Annotated in this window: 18 protein-coding genes and 1 pseudogene; 4 read left to right on the top strand and 15 right to left on the bottom strand. The window is 47.2% G+C overall.

Translation table 11 applies throughout. The features are described from left to right. Window positions 1-28 precede the first annotated feature (28 nt). From ACRYI5_RS03070 to ACRYI5_RS03115, 10 genes are all read right to left on the bottom strand, one after another. Window positions 29-1,738 (bottom strand): proline--tRNA ligase, encoded by a 1,710-nt coding sequence (locus ACRYI5_RS03070; protein ID WP_448224224.1) that lies wholly within the window; start codon window positions 1,736-1,738, stop codon window positions 29-31. Between the two features lie 67 nt (window positions 1,739-1,805). Next, complete coding sequence (gene rseP, locus ACRYI5_RS03075; RefSeq protein WP_448224225.1) at window positions 1,806-3,068, bottom strand: RIP metalloprotease RseP; 1,263 nt, start codon at window positions 3,066-3,068, stop codon at window positions 1,806-1,808. Window positions 3,069-3,140: 72 nt separating this feature from the next. Next, entirely contained in the window at window positions 3,141-3,920 is a 780-nt protein-coding gene (locus ACRYI5_RS03080) for a phosphatidate cytidylyltransferase (protein WP_448224226.1), read from the bottom strand. A 52-nt stretch (window positions 3,921-3,972) separates the two neighbouring features. Then, window positions 3,973-4,740, bottom strand: a complete 768-nt coding sequence (locus ACRYI5_RS03085; RefSeq protein ID WP_448224227.1) for an isoprenyl transferase — start codon at window positions 4,738-4,740, stop codon at window positions 3,973-3,975. 288 nt (window positions 4,741-5,028) lie between these two features. After that, entirely contained in the window at window positions 5,029-5,592 is a 564-nt protein-coding gene (frr, locus tag ACRYI5_RS03090) for a ribosome recycling factor (RefSeq protein ID WP_407879404.1), read from the bottom strand. Between the two features lie 2 nt (window positions 5,593-5,594). After that, on the bottom strand, window positions 5,595-6,317 hold the full coding sequence (pyrH, locus tag ACRYI5_RS03095; protein WP_407879402.1) for a UMP kinase: 723 nt from the start codon (window positions 6,315-6,317) through the stop codon (window positions 5,595-5,597). 92 nt (window positions 6,318-6,409) lie between these two features. Continuing rightward, complete coding sequence (tsf, locus tag ACRYI5_RS03100; protein ID WP_448224228.1) at window positions 6,410-7,285, bottom strand: translation elongation factor Ts; 876 nt, start codon at window positions 7,283-7,285, stop codon at window positions 6,410-6,412. A 106-nt stretch (window positions 7,286-7,391) separates the two neighbouring features. Further along, window positions 7,392-8,150, bottom strand: coding sequence for a 30S ribosomal protein S2 (gene rpsB, locus ACRYI5_RS03105; RefSeq protein ID WP_407879400.1), 759 nt, complete (start codon window positions 8,148-8,150; stop codon window positions 7,392-7,394). 177 nt (window positions 8,151-8,327) lie between these two features. Continuing rightward, complete coding sequence (locus ACRYI5_RS03110) at window positions 8,328-8,606, bottom strand: GIY-YIG nuclease family protein (protein ID WP_407879484.1); 279 nt, start codon at window positions 8,604-8,606, stop codon at window positions 8,328-8,330. Then, entirely contained in the window at window positions 8,606-9,373 is a 768-nt protein-coding gene (locus ACRYI5_RS03115; RefSeq protein WP_448224229.1) for a tRNA1(Val) (adenine(37)-N6)-methyltransferase, read from the bottom strand. Before ACRYI5_RS03115 ends, ACRYI5_RS03110 begins: the two co-directional genes overlap by 1 nt. Before the next feature lie 156 nt (window positions 9,374-9,529). Here ACRYI5_RS03115 and ACRYI5_RS03120 point away from each other — a divergent pair, with 156 nt between their 5' ends. Continuing rightward, window positions 9,530-10,264 carry a lysophospholipid acyltransferase family protein gene (locus tag ACRYI5_RS03120; RefSeq protein WP_448224230.1) on the top strand — a complete coding sequence of 245 codons (735 nt, stop codon included), beginning with the start codon at window positions 9,530-9,532 and terminating at the stop codon, window positions 10,262-10,264. A 135-nt stretch (window positions 10,265-10,399) separates the two neighbouring features. Further along, window positions 10,400-11,098: pseudogene (locus ACRYI5_RS03125) on the top strand (MerR family transcriptional regulator); the annotation flags it as partial. A 131-nt stretch (window positions 11,099-11,229) separates the two neighbouring features. Here ACRYI5_RS03125 and ACRYI5_RS03130 read toward each other — a convergent pair. From ACRYI5_RS03130 to ACRYI5_RS03145, 4 genes are all read right to left on the bottom strand, one after another. Continuing rightward, window positions 11,230-13,074 (bottom strand): ABC transporter ATP-binding protein, encoded by a 1,845-nt coding sequence (locus tag ACRYI5_RS03130; protein WP_448224231.1) that lies wholly within the window; start codon window positions 13,072-13,074, stop codon window positions 11,230-11,232. Then, a complete protein-coding gene (locus ACRYI5_RS03135) occupies window positions 13,074-14,825 on the bottom strand; it encodes an ABC transporter ATP-binding protein (RefSeq protein ID WP_448224232.1) in 1,752 nt (583 codons plus the stop codon). Before ACRYI5_RS03135 ends, ACRYI5_RS03130 begins: the two co-directional genes overlap by 1 nt. 82 nt (window positions 14,826-14,907) lie before the next feature. Continuing rightward, window positions 14,908-15,132 (bottom strand): YneF family protein, encoded by a 225-nt coding sequence (locus tag ACRYI5_RS03140; RefSeq protein WP_407879393.1) that lies wholly within the window; start codon window positions 15,130-15,132, stop codon window positions 14,908-14,910. Between the two features lie 103 nt (window positions 15,133-15,235). Next, window positions 15,236-15,475, bottom strand: a complete 240-nt coding sequence (locus tag ACRYI5_RS03145; protein WP_407879392.1) for a DUF896 domain-containing protein — start codon at window positions 15,473-15,475, stop codon at window positions 15,236-15,238. Window positions 15,476-15,710: 235 nt separating this feature from the next. Between ACRYI5_RS03145 and lexA the strand changes: the two genes are divergently transcribed. Continuing rightward, window positions 15,711-16,340, top strand: a complete 630-nt coding sequence (lexA, locus tag ACRYI5_RS03150; RefSeq protein WP_407879391.1) for a transcriptional repressor LexA — start codon at window positions 15,711-15,713, stop codon at window positions 16,338-16,340. 61 nt (window positions 16,341-16,401) lie between these two features. On the opposite strand, the gene ACRYI5_RS03155 is transcribed toward lexA, so the two are convergent. After that, a complete protein-coding gene (locus ACRYI5_RS03155) occupies window positions 16,402-16,842 on the bottom strand; it encodes a nucleoside 2-deoxyribosyltransferase (RefSeq protein ID WP_448224233.1) in 441 nt (146 codons plus the stop codon). Between the two features lie 288 nt (window positions 16,843-17,130). Here ACRYI5_RS03155 and ACRYI5_RS03160 point away from each other — a divergent pair, with 288 nt between their 5' ends. Continuing rightward, window positions 17,131-17,757 (top strand): hypothetical protein, encoded by a 627-nt coding sequence (locus ACRYI5_RS03160; protein WP_448224234.1) that lies wholly within the window; start codon window positions 17,131-17,133, stop codon window positions 17,755-17,757. The last annotated feature ends 11 nt before the right edge of the window (window positions 17,758-17,768 follow it).

The raw sequence follows: 17,768 nt of genomic DNA on the forward strand, positions 1-17,768 counted from the left end.
GACAAAGGGCATTGCCCCTGTCACTAGACTAAGCAATCCCCTTAAATAAAATCCCAACTGTTTCTGTTAGTTCTTCCTTCCGGACTTCAAGCGCTTCGCCTGTCTTCCGTAGTTTAACTTCAACGATTCCGTCGGCGGCCTTCTTTCCGACCGTCACCCGTAATGGTAACCCAATGAGGTCAGAATCAGCAAACTTCACGCCGGCCCGTTCTTTGCGGTCATCGACCAGAACCTTGTAACCCGCATCCGTTAACGCTGTTTCTAATTCATCCGTCAACGCCTGTTGTTCAGCGTCCTTTGTGTTGACCGGAATCAGGTGAACATCAAATGGTGCAATGCTCTTTGGCCAGGCAAGACCGTTTTCATCAGCACTTTGTTCAGCAATCGCTGACAGTAACCGACTCACACCAATCCCGTAAGACCCCATGATGACGTCTTTTTGCCGACCATTTTCATCAAGGACTTGGGCACCCAGCGCCTTTGAATACCGGGTCCCCAATTTAAAGATGTGCCCAATTTCAATCCCACGATTGAACTTCAAGACCCCTTCACCATCTGGAGAAACATCGCCTTCTTGAACCAAACGAAGGTCGACAAATTCGTCAACACGGAAGTCACGATCCAAATTCGCATTCAGATAATGGAACCCGTTTTCGTTGGCCCCAACCGGCATGTTGACCATGTCCGCAACGTCTTGATCAGCGACAACCTTGATGTCTTCGTTTACACCAACTGGTCCCAGTGAGCCAAAGTCTGCGCCCAAGAAATCTTCGGCTTGTTCCGTGGTTGCCATTTCTAAATCAACAGCGTTAACCGCATTCTTCAGCTTCGTTTCGTTGACCTCATGATCACCGCGAATCAATACGACCAGTGGTTCGCCATCGGCAATAAAGAGCATCGTCTTCAGCGTCTTGTTGGCGTCTAGGTCAAGCCGGTCAGCGATTTCCTCGATCGTCTTTTCACCAGGTGTGGCAATCTTTTCAAGGTCACGCAATTCTTCGTGTGACTTCTTTGGAACGTACAAACTGGTTGCCGTTTCAATGTTTGCTGCGTAATCGCTGCTGTCAGAGTACGCGATGGTGTCTTCACCAACTGCGGCAATGGCGTTGAATTCACGTGACTGCTTTCCACCCATGGCCCCTGAATCTGCCAGGATCTCACGGTAATCTAAGCCACAACGGTCAAAGACGTTCCGGTAGGCCACTTCCATCTGTTTGAACACCCGGTCCAAACTTTCGGTGTCACTGTGGAAGGAGTAAACGTCCAACATCAAAAATTCACGACCACGCAACAGGCCATAACGAGGCCGGTCTTCATCACGATACTTTTGTTGGATTTGGTACATCACTAGTGGTAACCGCTTGTAGGACTTTACTTCATCACGAATGAAGCCGGTGAAGGTTTCTTCATGGGTTGGTCCAAGGATCAAATCCCGATCATGACGGTCCTTTAATTTATACATCGTTTGACCGTACGTGTCGTAACGGCCTGATTGCTTCCATAAATCAGCAGGCAGCAATGCTGGTGCCAGCATTTCCACGGCGTCGATCTTTGCCATTTCTTCACGGATGATCGTTTCAACGTTTGTTAACACTTGGTAGGCCAGTGGTAAGTACGCGTAAACCCCAGCAACAACTTGGCGAATGTAACCGGCCCGCAGCATCATCTGGTGGCTAACGGCCTCGGCATCACTTGGCGTTTCTTTTAACGTCGGAATTAACATTTTACTCTGCTTCATTAATAATTTCTCCTCATATGTAACGGCTCAACCGAACCGTTTGATAACCATCATTTGTAAACGTCAATTAGTGCACGAAGTATCGCATGATGTCGTTCCACGTTACCAAGATCATCAGTAACATCACAAATCCAAACCCAATAATCGTGACAACACCCTCGGCCTTTTGAGAAATCGGCTTCCGGCGAATTGCTTCAACGATGTTTAATAATAACTTACCACCATCCAGAGCTGGAATTGGCAATAAATTGACGATCCCAAGGTTAAGTGACAAGAACCCTAACCAGTACAAGATCCCCGTCCATCCCGCCTGTGTGGCAGTCGCTGTATTGGCGTAAATGGCAACGGGACCACCCAGATCGTTTAGGCTAAAGTGCGTAAACAAGTGACCGAGTGACGCAAACAACATTGTGGTCGTGTTCCAGAAGCCGCCAAACAGTTTGGCCATAAAGCCTGTTTCCATTCCGCGCTCAATCCCCACTGTCCGACTCTTAGTGCCGCCGGTCGTGGTTGTTTTCGGTGTTAAGGTTACCTGCTTTGTTTGCCCATTATGGCGAACTGCCAACCTCATGTCACCCTTTTTATCCGCCGCAATGGCAGTTGTTAAGGCTGTCCACGTTTTTGTCTTCTGGCCGTTCACGGCAACGATTTGATCACCTTGCTTGATGCCAGCCGTTTGGGCGGGGGAATTCTTCACCACACCAGAAATCGTGTTGCCATTACTAGCAACACCACCCATGGCAAACCCCATAATGGCGAACACAAGCCAAGCCAAAATGAAGTTGTTCAGTGGGCCGGCAAAGTTCGTTAAAATCCGGTTCCACAATGATGCAGATTGAAATTGAACGTCCCGAGGCGCAATTAACACTTCGGTGCCATCGGCTTCAATAATGGTCGCATCATGATCCACTGAATACCGGGTCACCTGACTTTCGTCCCCATTCTCATACCCGTCAATGACTAACGCATCAACAAGGTCTGCATGGGTTACGATCACGGGAATCCCGTTAAAAAGCGTTGTCTTGTCACTTGCGTTGATCCGGGTAACTTTGCCCGCCTCGCCAACCATGACACTCACAGGCGTCCCTGGTTGAAGCTGGTCGTCCTCATCTTCCGCGGCCCCCGCCATTCGGACGTAGCCACCTAACGGAAGTAAACGAACAGTGTATAATGTTCCGTTTCGCCGGGTCCAAAAAATCTTTGGCCCCATCCCGATCGAAAATTCACGAACTAAGATTCCAGACCGTTTAGCAAAGTAAAAATGGCCAAACTCGTGAACCACGACCAGAATCCCAAAAATAATGATGAATGCAACAATTGTTTTAATCATTGACTGGCATTCCTTTCATTGATTCATAACTAACGGTTCCTGCTGATTTTACCAATTGTGGCGCCTTGTTGCTTAAAATAACCCAACCAGGTGCAACACAGGTAAGACAAACAACAAACTATCAAACCGGTCCAAAATCCCACCGTGACCTGGCAAGATCTTACCAGAGTCCTTCACGCCGTAAAAGCGTTTCAAGGAGGATTCAACCAGATCACCCAGTTGACCACATACACTAAACAGGATGGTTAAAAGCGTCATCGTGACCAACCCGTACTGTTGTGGGAAGAAGTAACACCAGACGGCCCCAACGATTACGGCAACAACCGTTCCACCAATTGACCCTTCCCAGGTCTTATTTGGTGAAACCTGTGGTGCTAGTTTGTGGCGCCCAAGTTTCCGGCCGATCATGTACGCACCAGAATCCGTTGTCCAGATGACAAAGAGGATGTAAAGCAGGGTCGTTAACCCAGCCTGCCGTGCTTGAACAAAGTAATAAAACCCGGTCCCAACGTACAGCATGGCAAGGGTCAAGACCCCGGCATCATCAAAGGAAAAGTGGTTGCGTGTAAACACTGTGTGCAGCAGTAGCGCTAAGACCACAACGAAAAACAAAAAGTCACGACTGATGGGTAAGTCACGTAACCACGCTGAGGGTGCGAGAACCACCAACACCCCAATAAAACTCATAATGGCTTCTGGCGAAACCACCAATTTCTTTTTCATCACCAGGACTTCACCCATGGCGACACCGGCGAGCACAATGGCTGCCAACTGAATTAACCAGCCACCATAAATAATCACCGGAATAAAAATCAACAAGGCCACAACGGCCGTAATGACACGCGTTCGCATAACAAACTCCTTACTGGTAGCCGGCCACTTTAGCCCACTCCATTTTTAATAATTATTTCTTAACGCCGCCAAAACGACGATCCCGTTGCTGAAAGGTCACGATTGCGTCTTCAAGATCAGTGCCAGAAAAGTCCGGCCAATAACCAGTTGTAAAGACCAATTCACTGTAAGCAATCTGCCATAGTAGGAAGTTACTAATGCGTTCTTCACCACTCGTTCGAATCAACAGTTCCGGATTATTGTATGGGGCAAGTGGTGCGGTCATGAGGGCACCATCGATTGTTTTGGGATCAATATCCGCCACCGCTAACTGACCCGCTTTCACCTGTTGCGCAATTTGCTGAACAGCCGTCACAATTTCTGCCTGACCACCATAATTTAGCGCAAAGTTTAGCACCATTCCGGTACAATGAGCCGTTTTTTCAATGGCATCATGCACAGCCACCTGCGTCTTTTCCGGGAGCTGATCCGTGTACCCCATAACATTGACGCGCACGTTTTCAGCCACTAGTTCAGGCACAAACGTATCGAAGAAGTCGATGGGAAGTTGCATTAAGTAGTTAACCTCTTTTTCGGACCGCTTCCAGTTCTCCGTTGAAAAAGCGTATAACGTCAACACCTTAACGCCCAAATGGCTAGCTGCCATTGTGACCGTCTTAACGGTGTTCATGCCCTCTTTGTGCCCCGCAATTCGCGGTAAGTGACGTGCCTGTGCCCACCGACCATTACCATCCATGATGATTGCAATGTGGTTTGGAACCCGTGCCATGTCAATCGTCCCGGTTGTTGTCTGTGCCGGTTCTTTTTTTCGTCCAAACAAAACGACGTCCACCTTTCAGTTACATTTATCTAGTTTAACAAAAAGACCGCTCATTTACATTAAAATCAGTGGTTTCACGCATTTTGCTGCCAGTTACTTAAGATTATGAACGAGAAATGAAGACCGGTCAACTGTGATGCAACAACCCGTAAATGATCCCGTCACTAATGGCGCCCCTCACTCATGATTCGCCGGTTGGCATGACCACCATTTACTAAAAAATGATCGACCTCCCGTGGGAAATCGACCATTTTTTGAAGGTGCTTATTAACAAGCAGTTACTGTTAATTAGACGTTCATTAATTCTTTTTCTTTATCAGCGGCAATGGCTTCGACATTCTTGATGGCAGCGTTCGTGATCTTTTGTGCTTCTTCTTCAAGATCATGTAACTGGTCATCAGTAAAGTCGCCGTTCTTATGGCCTTTCTTCAAGGCATCCATGGCGTCCCGACGAACGTTCCGTACGGCAACTTTACCCTCTTCAGCCTTCGCATGAACCTGTTTGACCAGGTCCTTTCTAGTTTCTTCCGTCAACTGTGGAATCACCAAACGAATGGCATTTCCGTCGTTAGCGGGGTTGATGCCTAAGTCGGACACTAAAATTGCGTGTTCGATGGCATCCAAACTTGTCTTATCAAATGGTGTCACCAGCAAAACCCGTGCTTCAGGAATTGTGATGGACGCCATTTGGTTGATGGGTGTTGGTGCACCGTAGTAGTCAGCTGTGATGTTTGACAACAACCCAGCGTTCGCACGACCGGCACGAATATTCCCTAATTCACGGGATAAGGCGTCGCCCGCTTTTCCCATCCGTTCTTGTGCATCCTTTAAAATTGGTTCGTTAACAGCCATTGTTAGTTCCCCTTTACTGTTGTTCCGATGTTTTCACCCTGAACGACACGTAATACATTGCCTGGTTCGTTAAAGTCAAACACAACCAGTGGAATATCATTTTCCATCGACAATGATGACGCCGTGGTGTCCATGACGTGCAAGCCCTTGTTGATAATGTCCAGGTGCGTTAATGTTTCAAACTTCTCGGCAGTTGGATCGATGTTTGGATCGGCAGAGTAAATGCCGTCCGTCCCGTTTTTAGCCATCAAAATGGCGTCAGCGTTGATTTCTGTTGCCCGTAATGCAGCCGCAGTATCCGTTGAGAAGTATGGTGAGCCAGTGCCACCAGCAAAGATCACAACCCGGTTCTTTTCCAAGTGTCGAACTGCCTTGCGGCGAATGTAGGGTTCAGCAATTTGCCGCATCTCAATGGACGTTTGAACCCGGGTTGGAACCCCAAGACTCTCTAAACTATCCTGAAGTGCCAGCGCATTCATGATGGTTGCCAACATGCCAACGTAATCTGCTTGGGCACGTTCCATGCCCATCTCAGAACCCGCTTCGCCGCGCCAGATGTTCCCACCACCGACAACAACCGCAATTTGAACGCCAAGGGCGTACACTTCACGCAGTTCCTCAGCCACCGTTTTAATCTTTGGTGGGTAGATTCCAAAGCCTTGTTCACCAGCGAGTGCTTCACCACTCAGCTTGAGCATTACCCGTTTGTACTTTACATCAGCCATAAGACCAACGTCCTCCTTGTCCTCGTTCACAATGTCAGTGAATGTCGTCTCACAAAAAAGGCGCACGCAATGTACGCCCCCTTCTCGTTTAACTACTTGATTTGACCCATAACTTCGTCAACAAAGTCATTGGCCTTCTTTTCCATTCCTTCACCAACTTGGTAACGAACGAAAGAAGCAACGGTTGCGTTTTTTGACGCAACGTATTGCGCAACGGTCTGATCGCCATCCTTAACGAATGGTTGGTCATTTAATGAAATGTTTGATAACCACTTGTTCAAACGGCCTTCGATCATGCGTTCCTTGATGTTTTCTGGCTTGCCGGCCAGGTCATCTTCGTTTGCAAGAACTTCTTTTTCGTGAGCCAAACGGTCAGCAGGCACTTCCGTACGGTCAACGTATTCAGGGTTGATGGCAGCAACGTGCATCGCAACGTCCTTAGCTGTTTCAGCATCGCCACCATCCAGAACGATCAATGATGCAATTGAACCACCCATGTGCAGGTATGAGCCAAAGGTTTGGTCATCAGTCTTTTCAACCACTTCAAAACGACGCAGGCTGATCTTTTCACCAGTCACTTGCGTTGCTGAAATAATGGCATCGTTTAACGTCGTTGTTTCGTTTGCCTTCAACTTCAAAGCAGCTTCAACATCGGCAGGCTTTTCCAATGCGATTTGTGCAGAAACAGTGGCCAAAACGTCTTTGAACGTGTCGTTTGAAGCCACGAAGTCAGTTTCTGAGTTCAATTCAACGATGGCAGCGCTGTTTCCGTGAATTGAAACTTCCGTTAACCCTTCAGCAGCAATCCGGTCACTCTTCTTTTCAGCCTTGGCAATTCCCTTTTCACGCAGGAAGTCCAATGCCTTTGCTTCGTCACCATCAGTGGCAACGAGGGCTTTCTTGGCGTCCATGATTCCGACACCAGTTTTTTCACGTAAATTCTTAACTTGAGCTGCTGTAATTGCCATTTGAGATGGCCTCCTCTTATTTATCGTTCAAAAATTGAGAAAAAAGCTGACTATCAATCTCAGGCCACAACGGTCTTCACTGATAGCCAGCCTAAGGTTTTAATGCTTAGTTGTTTGCGTTGTCGCCTTCAACGGCTTCAACGATGTCTTCCATTGAATCCCCAGCTTGGTCAGCTTGGTCTTCACCCTGACGGCCTTCGATGATAGCGTCAGCCATCTTAGAAGAGATCAGGCGAATGGCACGGATTGCGTCATCGTTTGATGGGATGATGTAATCGATGTCGTCTGGGTCTGAGTTCGTGTCAACCATGGCAACAATCGGAATGTTCAACTTGTGTGCTTCTTGAACAGCGATTTGTTCCTTACGAGGGTCAACGATGAACATAACATCAGGAATCCCAGGCATGTCTTCGATCCCACCTAAGAACTTTTCAAGCTTTTCACGTTGCTTCGTCAACAAAGCAACTTCCTTCTTAGGCAAACGGTCAAATGTACCGTCTTCAGCCATCTTCTTTAAGTCCTTCAAACGCTTGATCCGCGTTTGGATGGTGTTCCAGTTAGTCAACGTTCCACCAAGCCAACGGTGGTTAACGTAGTACATACCGGCACGAGTTGCTTCTTCTTCGATTGAGTCTTGCGCTTGCTTCTTCGTCCCAACAAATAAAATGTTAGCACCCTTAGCAGATTCGTCCTTAACGAAGTTGTAGGCAACGTCAGCCATCTTAACCGTCTTTTGCAGGTCGATGATGTAGATGCCGTTCCGTTCAGTAAAGATGAATGGCTTCATCTTTGGGTTCCAGCGACGAGTTTGGTGACCGAAGTGGACACCGGCTTCAAGCAATTGCTTCATAGAAATAACAGCCATGTGTTAAATCCTCCAAATAAAAGTGTTTTTTCCGCCCCCGTTCTCACATAACCATGCCACTCATCCCTGAGCACCGACATTGCTATCAAACGAGGTGTGAATTGGTTTTTTTAAACCGAAAAAAATTATATCAAATAATCACGGGTCTGACAAGCCTTTTCCCTGCATCACACCCGGTTATTCAAATGGTTGAACCCCATGGGCAGATAAATAGGCCACCTTTTTGACCCGTGACTGATGTTTAAACGCATATTCCGCCTTCAATGCACTTGACTTATCGGCAAACGCCTCAGCATATAAAAGTGTCAGTGGGTGGCGAAACGCTGGCTTGGTGTACTTTGCCCCCTTGCCCGCTTGGTGGGTGGCAAACCGGCGGCCCACGTCATCCGTGAAGCCGCCGTAAAGGGTGTGGTCAGCGCAGAGAATTACGTAAAAATAATACGGTTTGCTTGCCATCATGACACCGGCTTTGTTGGACCGTAGAGCAAATCATGCACTCGGCCGATGTAGTTTCCCTGATCATCCGCCACGACCACCGGTGGTAAAATTTTTAACCCACCAGGACGACCGTCCTTAATGGCATCCACCAAGAACATGTTTGCATCCCGCCCTGCTTTCGGATAAACGAACTGGATTTTCTTGGGGGCTAACCGGTGTTTTTCTAGGAGCGCCATCATTTCTAAAAACCGGTCTGGGCGAAACACAAAGTACGCATGCCCAGTCATCTTCAACAGTGTTGATGTAGTTTTGATCACCTGCTCAAGAGTGGTCGTTAATTCATGCCGGGCAATGGCATAGTGTTCATTTGGATTTTTTTGTGAGGTTGGTGCATCCTTAAAGTACGGTGGGTTACACGTCACGACGCTGACACTGTCCGGTTTGATCACCGTGGGCGCCTGTGCTAGATCAAGATTTAGTACACTCATCCGGTCTTCTAAGTTATTCAACTCAATTGACCGTCCAGCCATTTCTGCTAACCGTGGTTGTAATTCCACCAACTGAATTTGGCCCTTTGTCTTGGGGCTAAAGAAGAGCCCAACAGCACCATTACCGGCACAAAGATCAACCGTCAGTCCGCGTCGTGTTCGGTCGGGTTGGGCAAAATCTGCCAGTAAAACTGCATCCAGTGAAAAGGCAAAAACACTTTGACTCTGGATAATTTGAATGTTGGCCCCGTACAACTGATCAATTCGTTCATCAGCTGCTAAATGTGGTTCTCCCATCTTTATTTCCTTTCGATACCATGATTGACTTGCATTACACGTCACAGTTATTCATACTCTTAACAGATTATTAGGGTCGGTTTCGGGAATTGCAAGTTATTCTGAATGACTTATGACCATTTTACCGGAAACGACTGGCTTATTGGAGGAATGCCTGTGTTCTATTCATTTATTCGTGTTGTTGCTCGGGTGATTTTATGGATTGTTAACGGCCGCGCCCGCTTTTTACACAAAGATCGGTTGCCAGCGGGCACTTACATTTTAGTTGGGCCCCACCGGACGTGGTTTGATCCAATCTATTACGCCCTGGCCGGCGCACCCCGAAAGTTTTCATTCATGGCAAAAAAAGAGCTGTTTGATAACTGGTTCATCCGCTTTGTTCTAAACCATGCGAATGCCTACCCGGTCGACCGGGACAACCCCGGCCCATCGGCCATCAAGACCCCCGTGAAACTTCTAAAGCAAGGTGAATTGTCAACCATCATCTTTCCGTCTGGCACCCGCCACTCCAGCGAATTAAAGGGTGGCGCCGTGGTCATTGCCAAATTAGCTGGTGTGCCTTTGGTTCCCACTGTGTACCAGGGCCCGCTAACCTTCCGGAGCCTCCTGTCACGTAAACGGGTCACCGTTAGTTTTGGTGACCCCATCATGATCGACCGAAAATTCAAAACGGACGCTGCTGGTCAACAACAAATCGACCAGCAGTTACAAGCCGCATTTGACGCCCTGGATAAAGAAATTGACCCTAACTTCCACTACGTTGATCCAAACCAAAAAATGTATGACGCGTACCAAACTAAACAGGCAACGGAAAAAGAAACCGCGGCAAAAGACGCTGACAATCTTGAACAATTGCAAGATAAAGCAACTGATGATCATTCGCATCGGTAAAATTTAATGACTTTCACCCCCGCTGTTACTGATCGTGCAAACAAGCATAATCAGTAGCAGCTTTTTTTCTAACCACTTGACCTTAACGCTACGTCAACGTTTATTATTTATCTTGTAAGTGAGGAGATACTATCGATGACCTATTCAGTAACGGAACTAGCAAACTTAGCCGGTATTTCAACAAGAACCTTGCGTTTTTACGAAACAAAGGGTCTGCTAACGGCACAACGACATCCGGAAAATAATTATCGTTATTATGACGAAAACGCAGTTAACCAACTACAAAAAATCATGTTTTTAAGATTATTTGACTTGCCGTTAAGCAAAATCAAAATCATTTTACAATCATCCGAAGCAGACCAATATCAGGCTTTAAATGAGCAACGCATAAAAATTATTGCTGAACAGGCTCGGTTAACTAATCTACTTACCTCGCTAAACCAAACACTCGCAACCATGAAAGGCGTGTCAATCATGACCGATACAGAAAAATTCGCAGCGTTTAAAACAAAGGCAATCAGTGATAACGAAGACCAATACGGCAAAGAGATTCGCAAACAATACGGAACCGACGTAATTAACCGGAGCAATCAAAAATTCAATGCCCTCTCTGAAGAAGAATCAACTCATTTACAACAGTTAACTCAGGAAATTCTTACAGCACTTCAACCATTAGTTGGGACACATGATTTTGACCAGCCTGCCGCAAAGGCCATTTTCGACCTGCACAAGGCTTTTTTGACGATGACCTGGCCAGATGGTCAGTACTCTCCCGAAGCACACAAGGGCCTGGCAGCCATGTATGTTACCGACCCACGGTTCACCGCCTATTACTAAAAGGGCACTGGTAAAAAAGGGGCGGCCCAAACGTTAAAAGCAATCATCGACCATTACGCTTAGACCGATTGCAATAATTGTCAATCACAAAAAGTCGCCATTCAGCAAATTAGCTGAGTGGCGACTTTTTAGTCACGGTTAACATCAATTGATTCCGTTTCCTGGTCTAGCAACGCATCACGGTGCTCCGCATCGCTCGCCGTTTGTAACTGATACATATCGTAATACCGGCCACCCTGCGCCAAGAGTTCAGCATGCGTCCCGCGTTCAACGATTCGGCCTGCATCCAATACTAAAATCTGGTCTGCCTCCCGAATGGTCGACAACCGGTGTGCAATGGCAATGGTTGTCCGGCCGGCCTGTAGTTTCTTCAAACCGTCCTGAATCAACGCCTCTGTCTCCGTATCAATGTCCGCTGTTGCCTCATCCAAAATCAGGACCTTTGGATCATGTGCCACCGTCCGGGCAAATGAGATCAATTGACGTTGACCACCGGAATAACTGGTCCCGTGTTCGATCACCTTTGCATGATACTTCCCGGGAAGCCGGTCGATAAACTGATCCGCCGAAACGAAACGCGCCGCTGCGACCACCTGGTCATCACTGATTTTGTCATCAAACATCCGAATGTTTGAGGCAATGTCGCCGTAAAACATGAATGAATCCTGCAACACTAACCCAAACTGCCGCCGCAATTCCGCCATGTCGTACTCCCGAATGTCGCGGCCATCGATCAAAATCTGTCCTGAACCAAATTCATAGAAACGCATTAAGACATTGATGGTCGATGATTTCCCCGAGCCGGTATGACCAACTAAGGCCACCGTTTGCCCTGGTTTAACCGTAAATGACACATCGTGCAGCACATCATGAACGCCGTCATAACTAAAGTTCACGTGCCGGAATTCAATTTCACCGCGGGTGATCTTCGCGCCAGCCACCGGATGTTGCTGTGGTGCAAGTGTTTGATCATCCATCACGGTCAAAATCCGGGAACCCGCAACGATTCCATCCTGAAAATCAGACAGTGAGTCCATCATCGTGGACATCGGATTATATAAATTATCCAAATACAGCACAAACGCATAAATCGTCCCCGCCAAAACGAAGTGATCCATCGCATTGATTCCAAACAACCACAAAACGGCCACTTCACTCAATGCGAACAGCAACTGAATGACGGGACTCAACAGTAATGAGTTAATCCGAATCATCGCTTTACGCGTCCCGTAATAAGCTTCGTTAGTTTCGTCAAACGCAGCGTTCATCCGGCGTTCCTGACGAAAATCCTGAATGACGCTAATTCCACTGATTGACTCCGCCAGTGTTGCGTTGAGCTCACTCAAACGCTCACGCATGGCCCGGTAAACCCGGCTACTGAAGTGCTGATAGTACCAAATCACAAACAACAGCACCGGAAGAAAGGCCAGCACGGCAAACGCCACGGTCACATTTGTGGTAAACATCGCGTATAGTGACGTCACCACAGAAAACAGCGCAATAATTGCTGCCGAAAATAAGGACCAAAAGGTTTGAAAGGACATCGTGTCATTTGTGAGGCGCGATAAAATCGAACCCGCTGGCACCCGATCGAAGTAACTCATGCCCAGTGAATGTAGCTTTCGGAAAAGCTTCACCCGCACATTTTCCAGCATGTACTCGCCGCCCATTGCGTACAAAAATTCTTGTGAAAATTGAAATAATGCTTTGATTAACGTGCCTAAGAAATAAAAGCCTGCAAAGAACAAGACCACCCGGAGACCGGCGTTGTTCACCCGTAAATAATGATTCATGTAAGTCTGCATCAATTTTGGTAATGCCACGTTCACAAGGCTAACCATAAACGCAAAGACGATTGCCCAAATGAAGGACCACTTATATGGTGCTGCATATGGCAATAACCGTTTGATCACCGTTCGTTGCTCTTTCATGGTCATGCTTTTATGCCACGCTGATTGTTTATTTTCTGCCATTAAGCATTGCCACCTCCAATCGCATCCGCTAACTGTTGTTGTTCATACATGCGTTCGTACCAACCGTGCGCTTTCACTAACGTTGCGTGATCGCCACGCTCGGCAACGTGTCCATCGGCTAACACAAGAATCTGGTCAGCGTTCACGACCGCGCTCAAACGGTGGGTTGCGATAATCGTCGTTTTTCCGTTTCGGGCAGCTCGTAACCGCTCTAAAATTTGCGCTTCCGTTTTCGCATCAACCGCAGATAACGCGTCGTCCAAAATTAGCACTTCTGGGTCAACTAACAGGGCCCGTGCAATGGCTAACCGCTGCTTTTGCCCACCCGATAGAGACACACCGCCCTCACCAACTTCTGTATCATAACCATTCGGCATGGTTGCAATCTCCACGTCAAACGCGGCAATGTGCGCCGCTGCGTCAATTTCTGCCTGGGTCGCCTGTGGTTTAGCAAACGCGATGTTTTCGCGAATCGTTGACGAAAACAAGAAACTATCTTGAGGCACATAGCCCAAAACACCGACATAGGCATCCAATGTATAGTCGCGGATGTCATGACCACCGATCGTAATTTCACCGGTGTATGCATCAAACTGACGGAGTAATAGCCGCATAACGGATGACTTCCCCGCCCCCACACGGCCCACTAAGCCAAGCGTTTGACCCGCGGGCAACGTGAAGTGAACGTCAGTCAATTGGTTGCCCGTTTCATCAGGATAATGAAAGGCCTCAATATTAAACGTTAATTCGCCGTGTGCGGGCGCAGATAACCCCGCCGTCTTTTCGACGATGCTGGACTGCTCATGCAGCAATGTATTAACCCGGTCGTACGACGCATTCCCCCGCTCCATCGTGTTAAATAACTGACCAATGGCAAACATTGGCCAGATCAACATACTAATGTAGGCGATAAACGTCACCAGTTGCCCCAGCGAGATTACGCCAGTTGTCACATACCGACCGCCTAAAATGATTGTCGCAACGTAGGAAAGTCCAATAATAATTGTGACTAATGGATCAAAAAGTGCGTCTAGCCTGTTGGTCCGCCGATTAATGGCGATCGTCTGCTTCACTTGAGTTTCAAAGTCTGCTTCGTCTTGTTGCTCCTGACCAAGTGTTTTAATGACCTTGATTCCCTCGATACTTTCCTGGGCCTTATTGTTAAGCCGAGAAAACGCGGCCTGTGATTCACCAAAGGCCACGTGAATCTTTGTTCCCAAATACCGGGCAACAACTGCGATCAATGGTAGTGGTAACACCGCAAGAATCGTTAGCCGCCAATTAACAAGCACCAGCATGGCAATTAACGTTGTTCCCCCTGTGATGACGGAATCTGCAAACTGCAAGATCCCCCCACCAGCCACTCGCTGAATGGCAGAAAGGTCGTTTGTTGCATGGGCCATTAAATCACCGGTCCGGTAACGCTGATAAAAGCTCGCGTCCATCTGCATAAAGTGCCAGTACAACCGTTCCCGCAGCGTTCGTTCAAGGTTTGCCGCACCGCCCCAAATCGACGTTCGCCATAAAAAGCGGGCGGCATAAGCACCTAACGCCACAGCAACCATGAGGCTAAGGTCCAGTGCTAACCGGGACCCTGTCAATTGGCGTTTCCCCATCAAATCAACTAAATCCCCGAGGATCCGGGGTGGAATAACGCCAAGGAGCGCCGTGATCAATAACCCAAGAACACCCCGTAAATAGCGCCGCCGTTCCGTTTTAAAATACCAGGCCAACTTTCTAAAAATTGCCATAACTCACCAACCTCTCTCAATTCAAATGAAACGACAAAAAAACGGATAGGAATAATCCTATCCGTTACTTTAATTACATGAATTAACCTTTACGTGCCTGACTTTGCATGGTGGCAAGCATTTGCTTAAGCTTCTTTTCAGAAGGCTTTTGCCCCATTTGCAACATCATTGTCCGTAACATCTCTTCAGTAATTGGAGGATTATTCTTAAGGTAGTTTTGCATGTAACGGCGTGCAAAGAAAAAGCCGCCGACAACGCCAGCCACTGCCGCTACGATAATAAGTAAGATCCACAACCCTGTTGACATCAAATACCCCTCCTTTACGTTTAAATAAAATACATCTTATTATACTACACAACTAATCGGCGGATGAAAACCCTTTAACCGAAAAAATCTTCATTAACGTTAATTAATCGTCACGCAAGCCTTTATCACGTTGAACTTGGCGAACCTTTTCCGGTGTCACTTCATTACCATTCTTATCGAAGACCTGCATCATCTCAACTTGTGAACGGAATGATTTCCGGAAGTTTGCAAGGAATTCCTCGCGGAGCTTTTTTTGTTCGGCTTGTTCGTCCTCAGTCAGTCCGCCATCTTTTGCTTTCTGAGCTAATTCGTTAATCCGAGCACGCAATTTTTCTGGTTCCATTATTCAGTCACTTCCTTAATTCAGCTTTGACAGCTATTATACAAGATTATTGCCAAAAGAGGAAAAGATTTGCAATGTAGCGAACATTTGTTTGACCCTGTTCGTAAAATATGCTAAGTTTTAAATAACAAAAAGCGTCGCTCGGCGTTTCCGATCCATCATGGGCACCATTTTCGGCCACCCGTTTGTGGTGTACAAGACCCATGGCGACGACATTTAATAACGAGGTGTAAACATGGCAAAAGGTGCTGCAACGAAGCAAATGGCTGTTCTCCAGTTCATTTATGACCGGGTTAACGAAAAAGGTTACCCGCCAACGGTCCGTGAAATCGGTGAAGCGGTTGCGTTATCGTCAACATCCACCGTTCACGGTCACATTGACCGACTCCAAAAAAAGGGCCTCCTGGTTAAAGATCCAACAAAACCCCGGGCCATTGAACTAACGGACGCTGGTCTAACCGCCCTCGGCATTTCAACGACCCCTAATGAGATTCCGGTTCTGGGTGTCGTCGCTGCTGGGGAACCCATTTTAGCGGTTCAAGACGCAACCGACTACTTCCCCATTCCCCCAGAATTAACCGAATATGATGGCGACTTGTTCATGCTCACCATTCGTGGTGACAGTATGATCAACATGGGCATTTTGACTGGTGACCGGGTCATTGTCCGCCGCCAACAAAATGCAGACAATGGTGACATCGTCATTGCGATGACTGACGAAAATGAAGCCACTTGTAAACGATTCTTCAAGGAATCCGATCACTACCGGCTTCAGCCAGAAAATGATCACATGGCGCCCATCATTCTTAACCAAGTTTCCATTTTAGGTAAGGTTGTTGGCCTCTACCGTGACTCTGTTTATTAGCATTATTTAACCACACAAAAATCCCTGAACGCAGTTAGCCGTTCAGGGATTTTTTTACTGATTATTGAACTTTGCCTGGGTAGGCTTGATTTGGTAAGGCATCAAAATCAAGATCTGCAATGGCTTCAGCCGTTGTCACGTAAGTCACTGCCCCCTTAGCCAACATTAAGTTAACAAGGCTATCCTTTTCGTGAAGTAAAACTACCTGCTTGCCCTTAGCCACGGCGTAACCAATTTCAAACGCCGTCCCGCTATCAACTGAATCTTCAGTGAAGTCGGACACGGCTACAACAATATCGGACCCGTTAAGGTTTTCTAAGTCATGGTTATAGGCCGTTTCTTGCCATTCAGGACTCCCAAAGGTCAATTCGGGAAACTGCGACTTCCGGGGGCTAAAGACATCCCCAATGGTTGCGTTGGCGGCTAAGGCTGCTTCAACGCGCTTAACCCGGTCAATTTGTTCTTCATCAAAAAAAGGACTTGCTAAGTAAATTGATTTCACGTGTGTGTTCCTCCTCAAGTAGTATTCTCAGTATACTCGATTAGCGAACATTGTCACCGTGATTCCGAAAACTCATTCATATTTTTTAGTAAATCCTCATGATAATGGCAATCGGTTCACCATTTATGAATCTAAATCGAAACATTGTCCACAATCTTCTGCTTCACATACGTTTATCACTAATTTCCACAATTTCCACCACTCAATTCATTAATGGCCCCTTTTTCAGTGGCGGCCACAATGGTACACTTAAAAGACAACATTACCCAATGAAATCGAGGAATAATCATGATCTTTTTGGCCGTTTTCGGTGGCATCGCGTTGATCCTTGCCGTTTTTTACCTGCTCAACTCAATCCAGTCTTACGGAACCTGGCGTTTTGCCACCCTATTAGTCGTCGTTTTTGCCCTCATTACTGGGTACGGCGTCGTTAAGCTCCCCGTCTGGCACCACCATGGTTCATGGAGCATGCAGTCATCTTCCAGCAGTTCGACCACTAAGGCAGCATTAACCAAAGCTGCCTCGGTATTCAATCCGAACCAAGCTGCCATTGATGGTGAAACGGCCGGCCAGAAGAGTGCGGCAACCGCTAACGCACAGAGCCAGGTTAAATCACAACTGGCAAATGCCTTCAGTAGTCTTGGTACCGTTACACTTGACGCTGACACAAAGACATACACCATTCATCCAACCAATAAGGATGCCGTTAAAGCTCTGGAGGAGTTAGAAAAAACGCCAAGTGACGCTGAGGAAGCTAAATGGCCAACCATGACAGACCATTTACGGGCCTCATCCGCCAACATCAGTAAATCCTTGAAGGACGATTACACCCTGGCCATGGTTAGCCCGGACCAATCAGGCAAGGTTTTGTATAGTGCAAAAAACGGTAAAACTGTCACGAACTTCATTAAATAATCACCGTTCCG

It is taken from the genome of Furfurilactobacillus sp. WILCCON 0119 (assembly GCF_053471565.1).

Coding starts and splice junctions, on each gene's coding strand:
- ACRYI5_RS03070 (WP_448224224.1), bottom strand. CDS start 1,738: ATGAAGCAGAGTAAAATGTTAATTCCGACGTTAAAAGAAACGCCAAGT.
- rseP (WP_448224225.1), bottom strand. CDS start 3,068: ATGATTAAAACAATTGTTGCATTCATCATTATTTTTGGGATTCTGGTC.
- ACRYI5_RS03080 (WP_448224226.1), bottom strand. CDS start 3,920: ATGCGAACGCGTGTCATTACGGCCGTTGTGGCCTTGTTGATTTTTATT.
- frr (WP_407879404.1), bottom strand. CDS start 5,592: ATGGCTGTTAACGAACCAATTTTAAAGGATGCACAAGAACGGATGGGA.
- pyrH (WP_407879402.1), bottom strand. CDS start 6,317: ATGGCTGATGTAAAGTACAAACGGGTAATGCTCAAGCTGAGTGGTGAA.
- tsf (WP_448224228.1), bottom strand. CDS start 7,285: ATGGCAATTACAGCAGCTCAAGTTAAGAATTTACGTGAAAAAACTGGT.
- rpsB (WP_407879400.1), bottom strand. CDS start 8,150: ATGGCTGTTATTTCTATGAAGCAATTGCTTGAAGCCGGTGTCCACTTC.
- ACRYI5_RS03110 (WP_407879484.1), bottom strand. CDS start 8,606: ATGGCAAGCAAACCGTATTATTTTTACGTAATTCTCTGCGCTGACCAC.
- ACRYI5_RS03115 (WP_448224229.1), bottom strand. CDS start 9,373: ATGGGAGAACCACATTTAGCAGCTGATGAACGAATTGATCAGTTGTAC.
- ACRYI5_RS03130 (WP_448224231.1), bottom strand. CDS start 13,074: ATGGCAGAAAATAAACAATCAGCGTGGCATAAAAGCATGACCATGAAA.
- ACRYI5_RS03135 (WP_448224232.1), bottom strand. CDS start 14,825: ATGGCAATTTTTAGAAAGTTGGCCTGGTATTTTAAAACGGAACGGCGG.
- ACRYI5_RS03140 (WP_407879393.1), bottom strand. CDS start 15,132: ATGTCAACAGGGTTGTGGATCTTACTTATTATCGTAGCGGCAGTGGCT.
- ACRYI5_RS03145 (WP_407879392.1), bottom strand. CDS start 15,475: ATGGAACCAGAAAAATTGCGTGCTCGGATTAACGAATTAGCTCAGAAA.
- lexA (WP_407879391.1), top strand. CDS start 15,711: ATGGCAAAAGGTGCTGCAACGAAGCAAATGGCTGTTCTCCAGTTCATT.
- ACRYI5_RS03160 (WP_448224234.1), top strand. CDS start 17,131: ATGATCTTTTTGGCCGTTTTCGGTGGCATCGCGTTGATCCTTGCCGTT.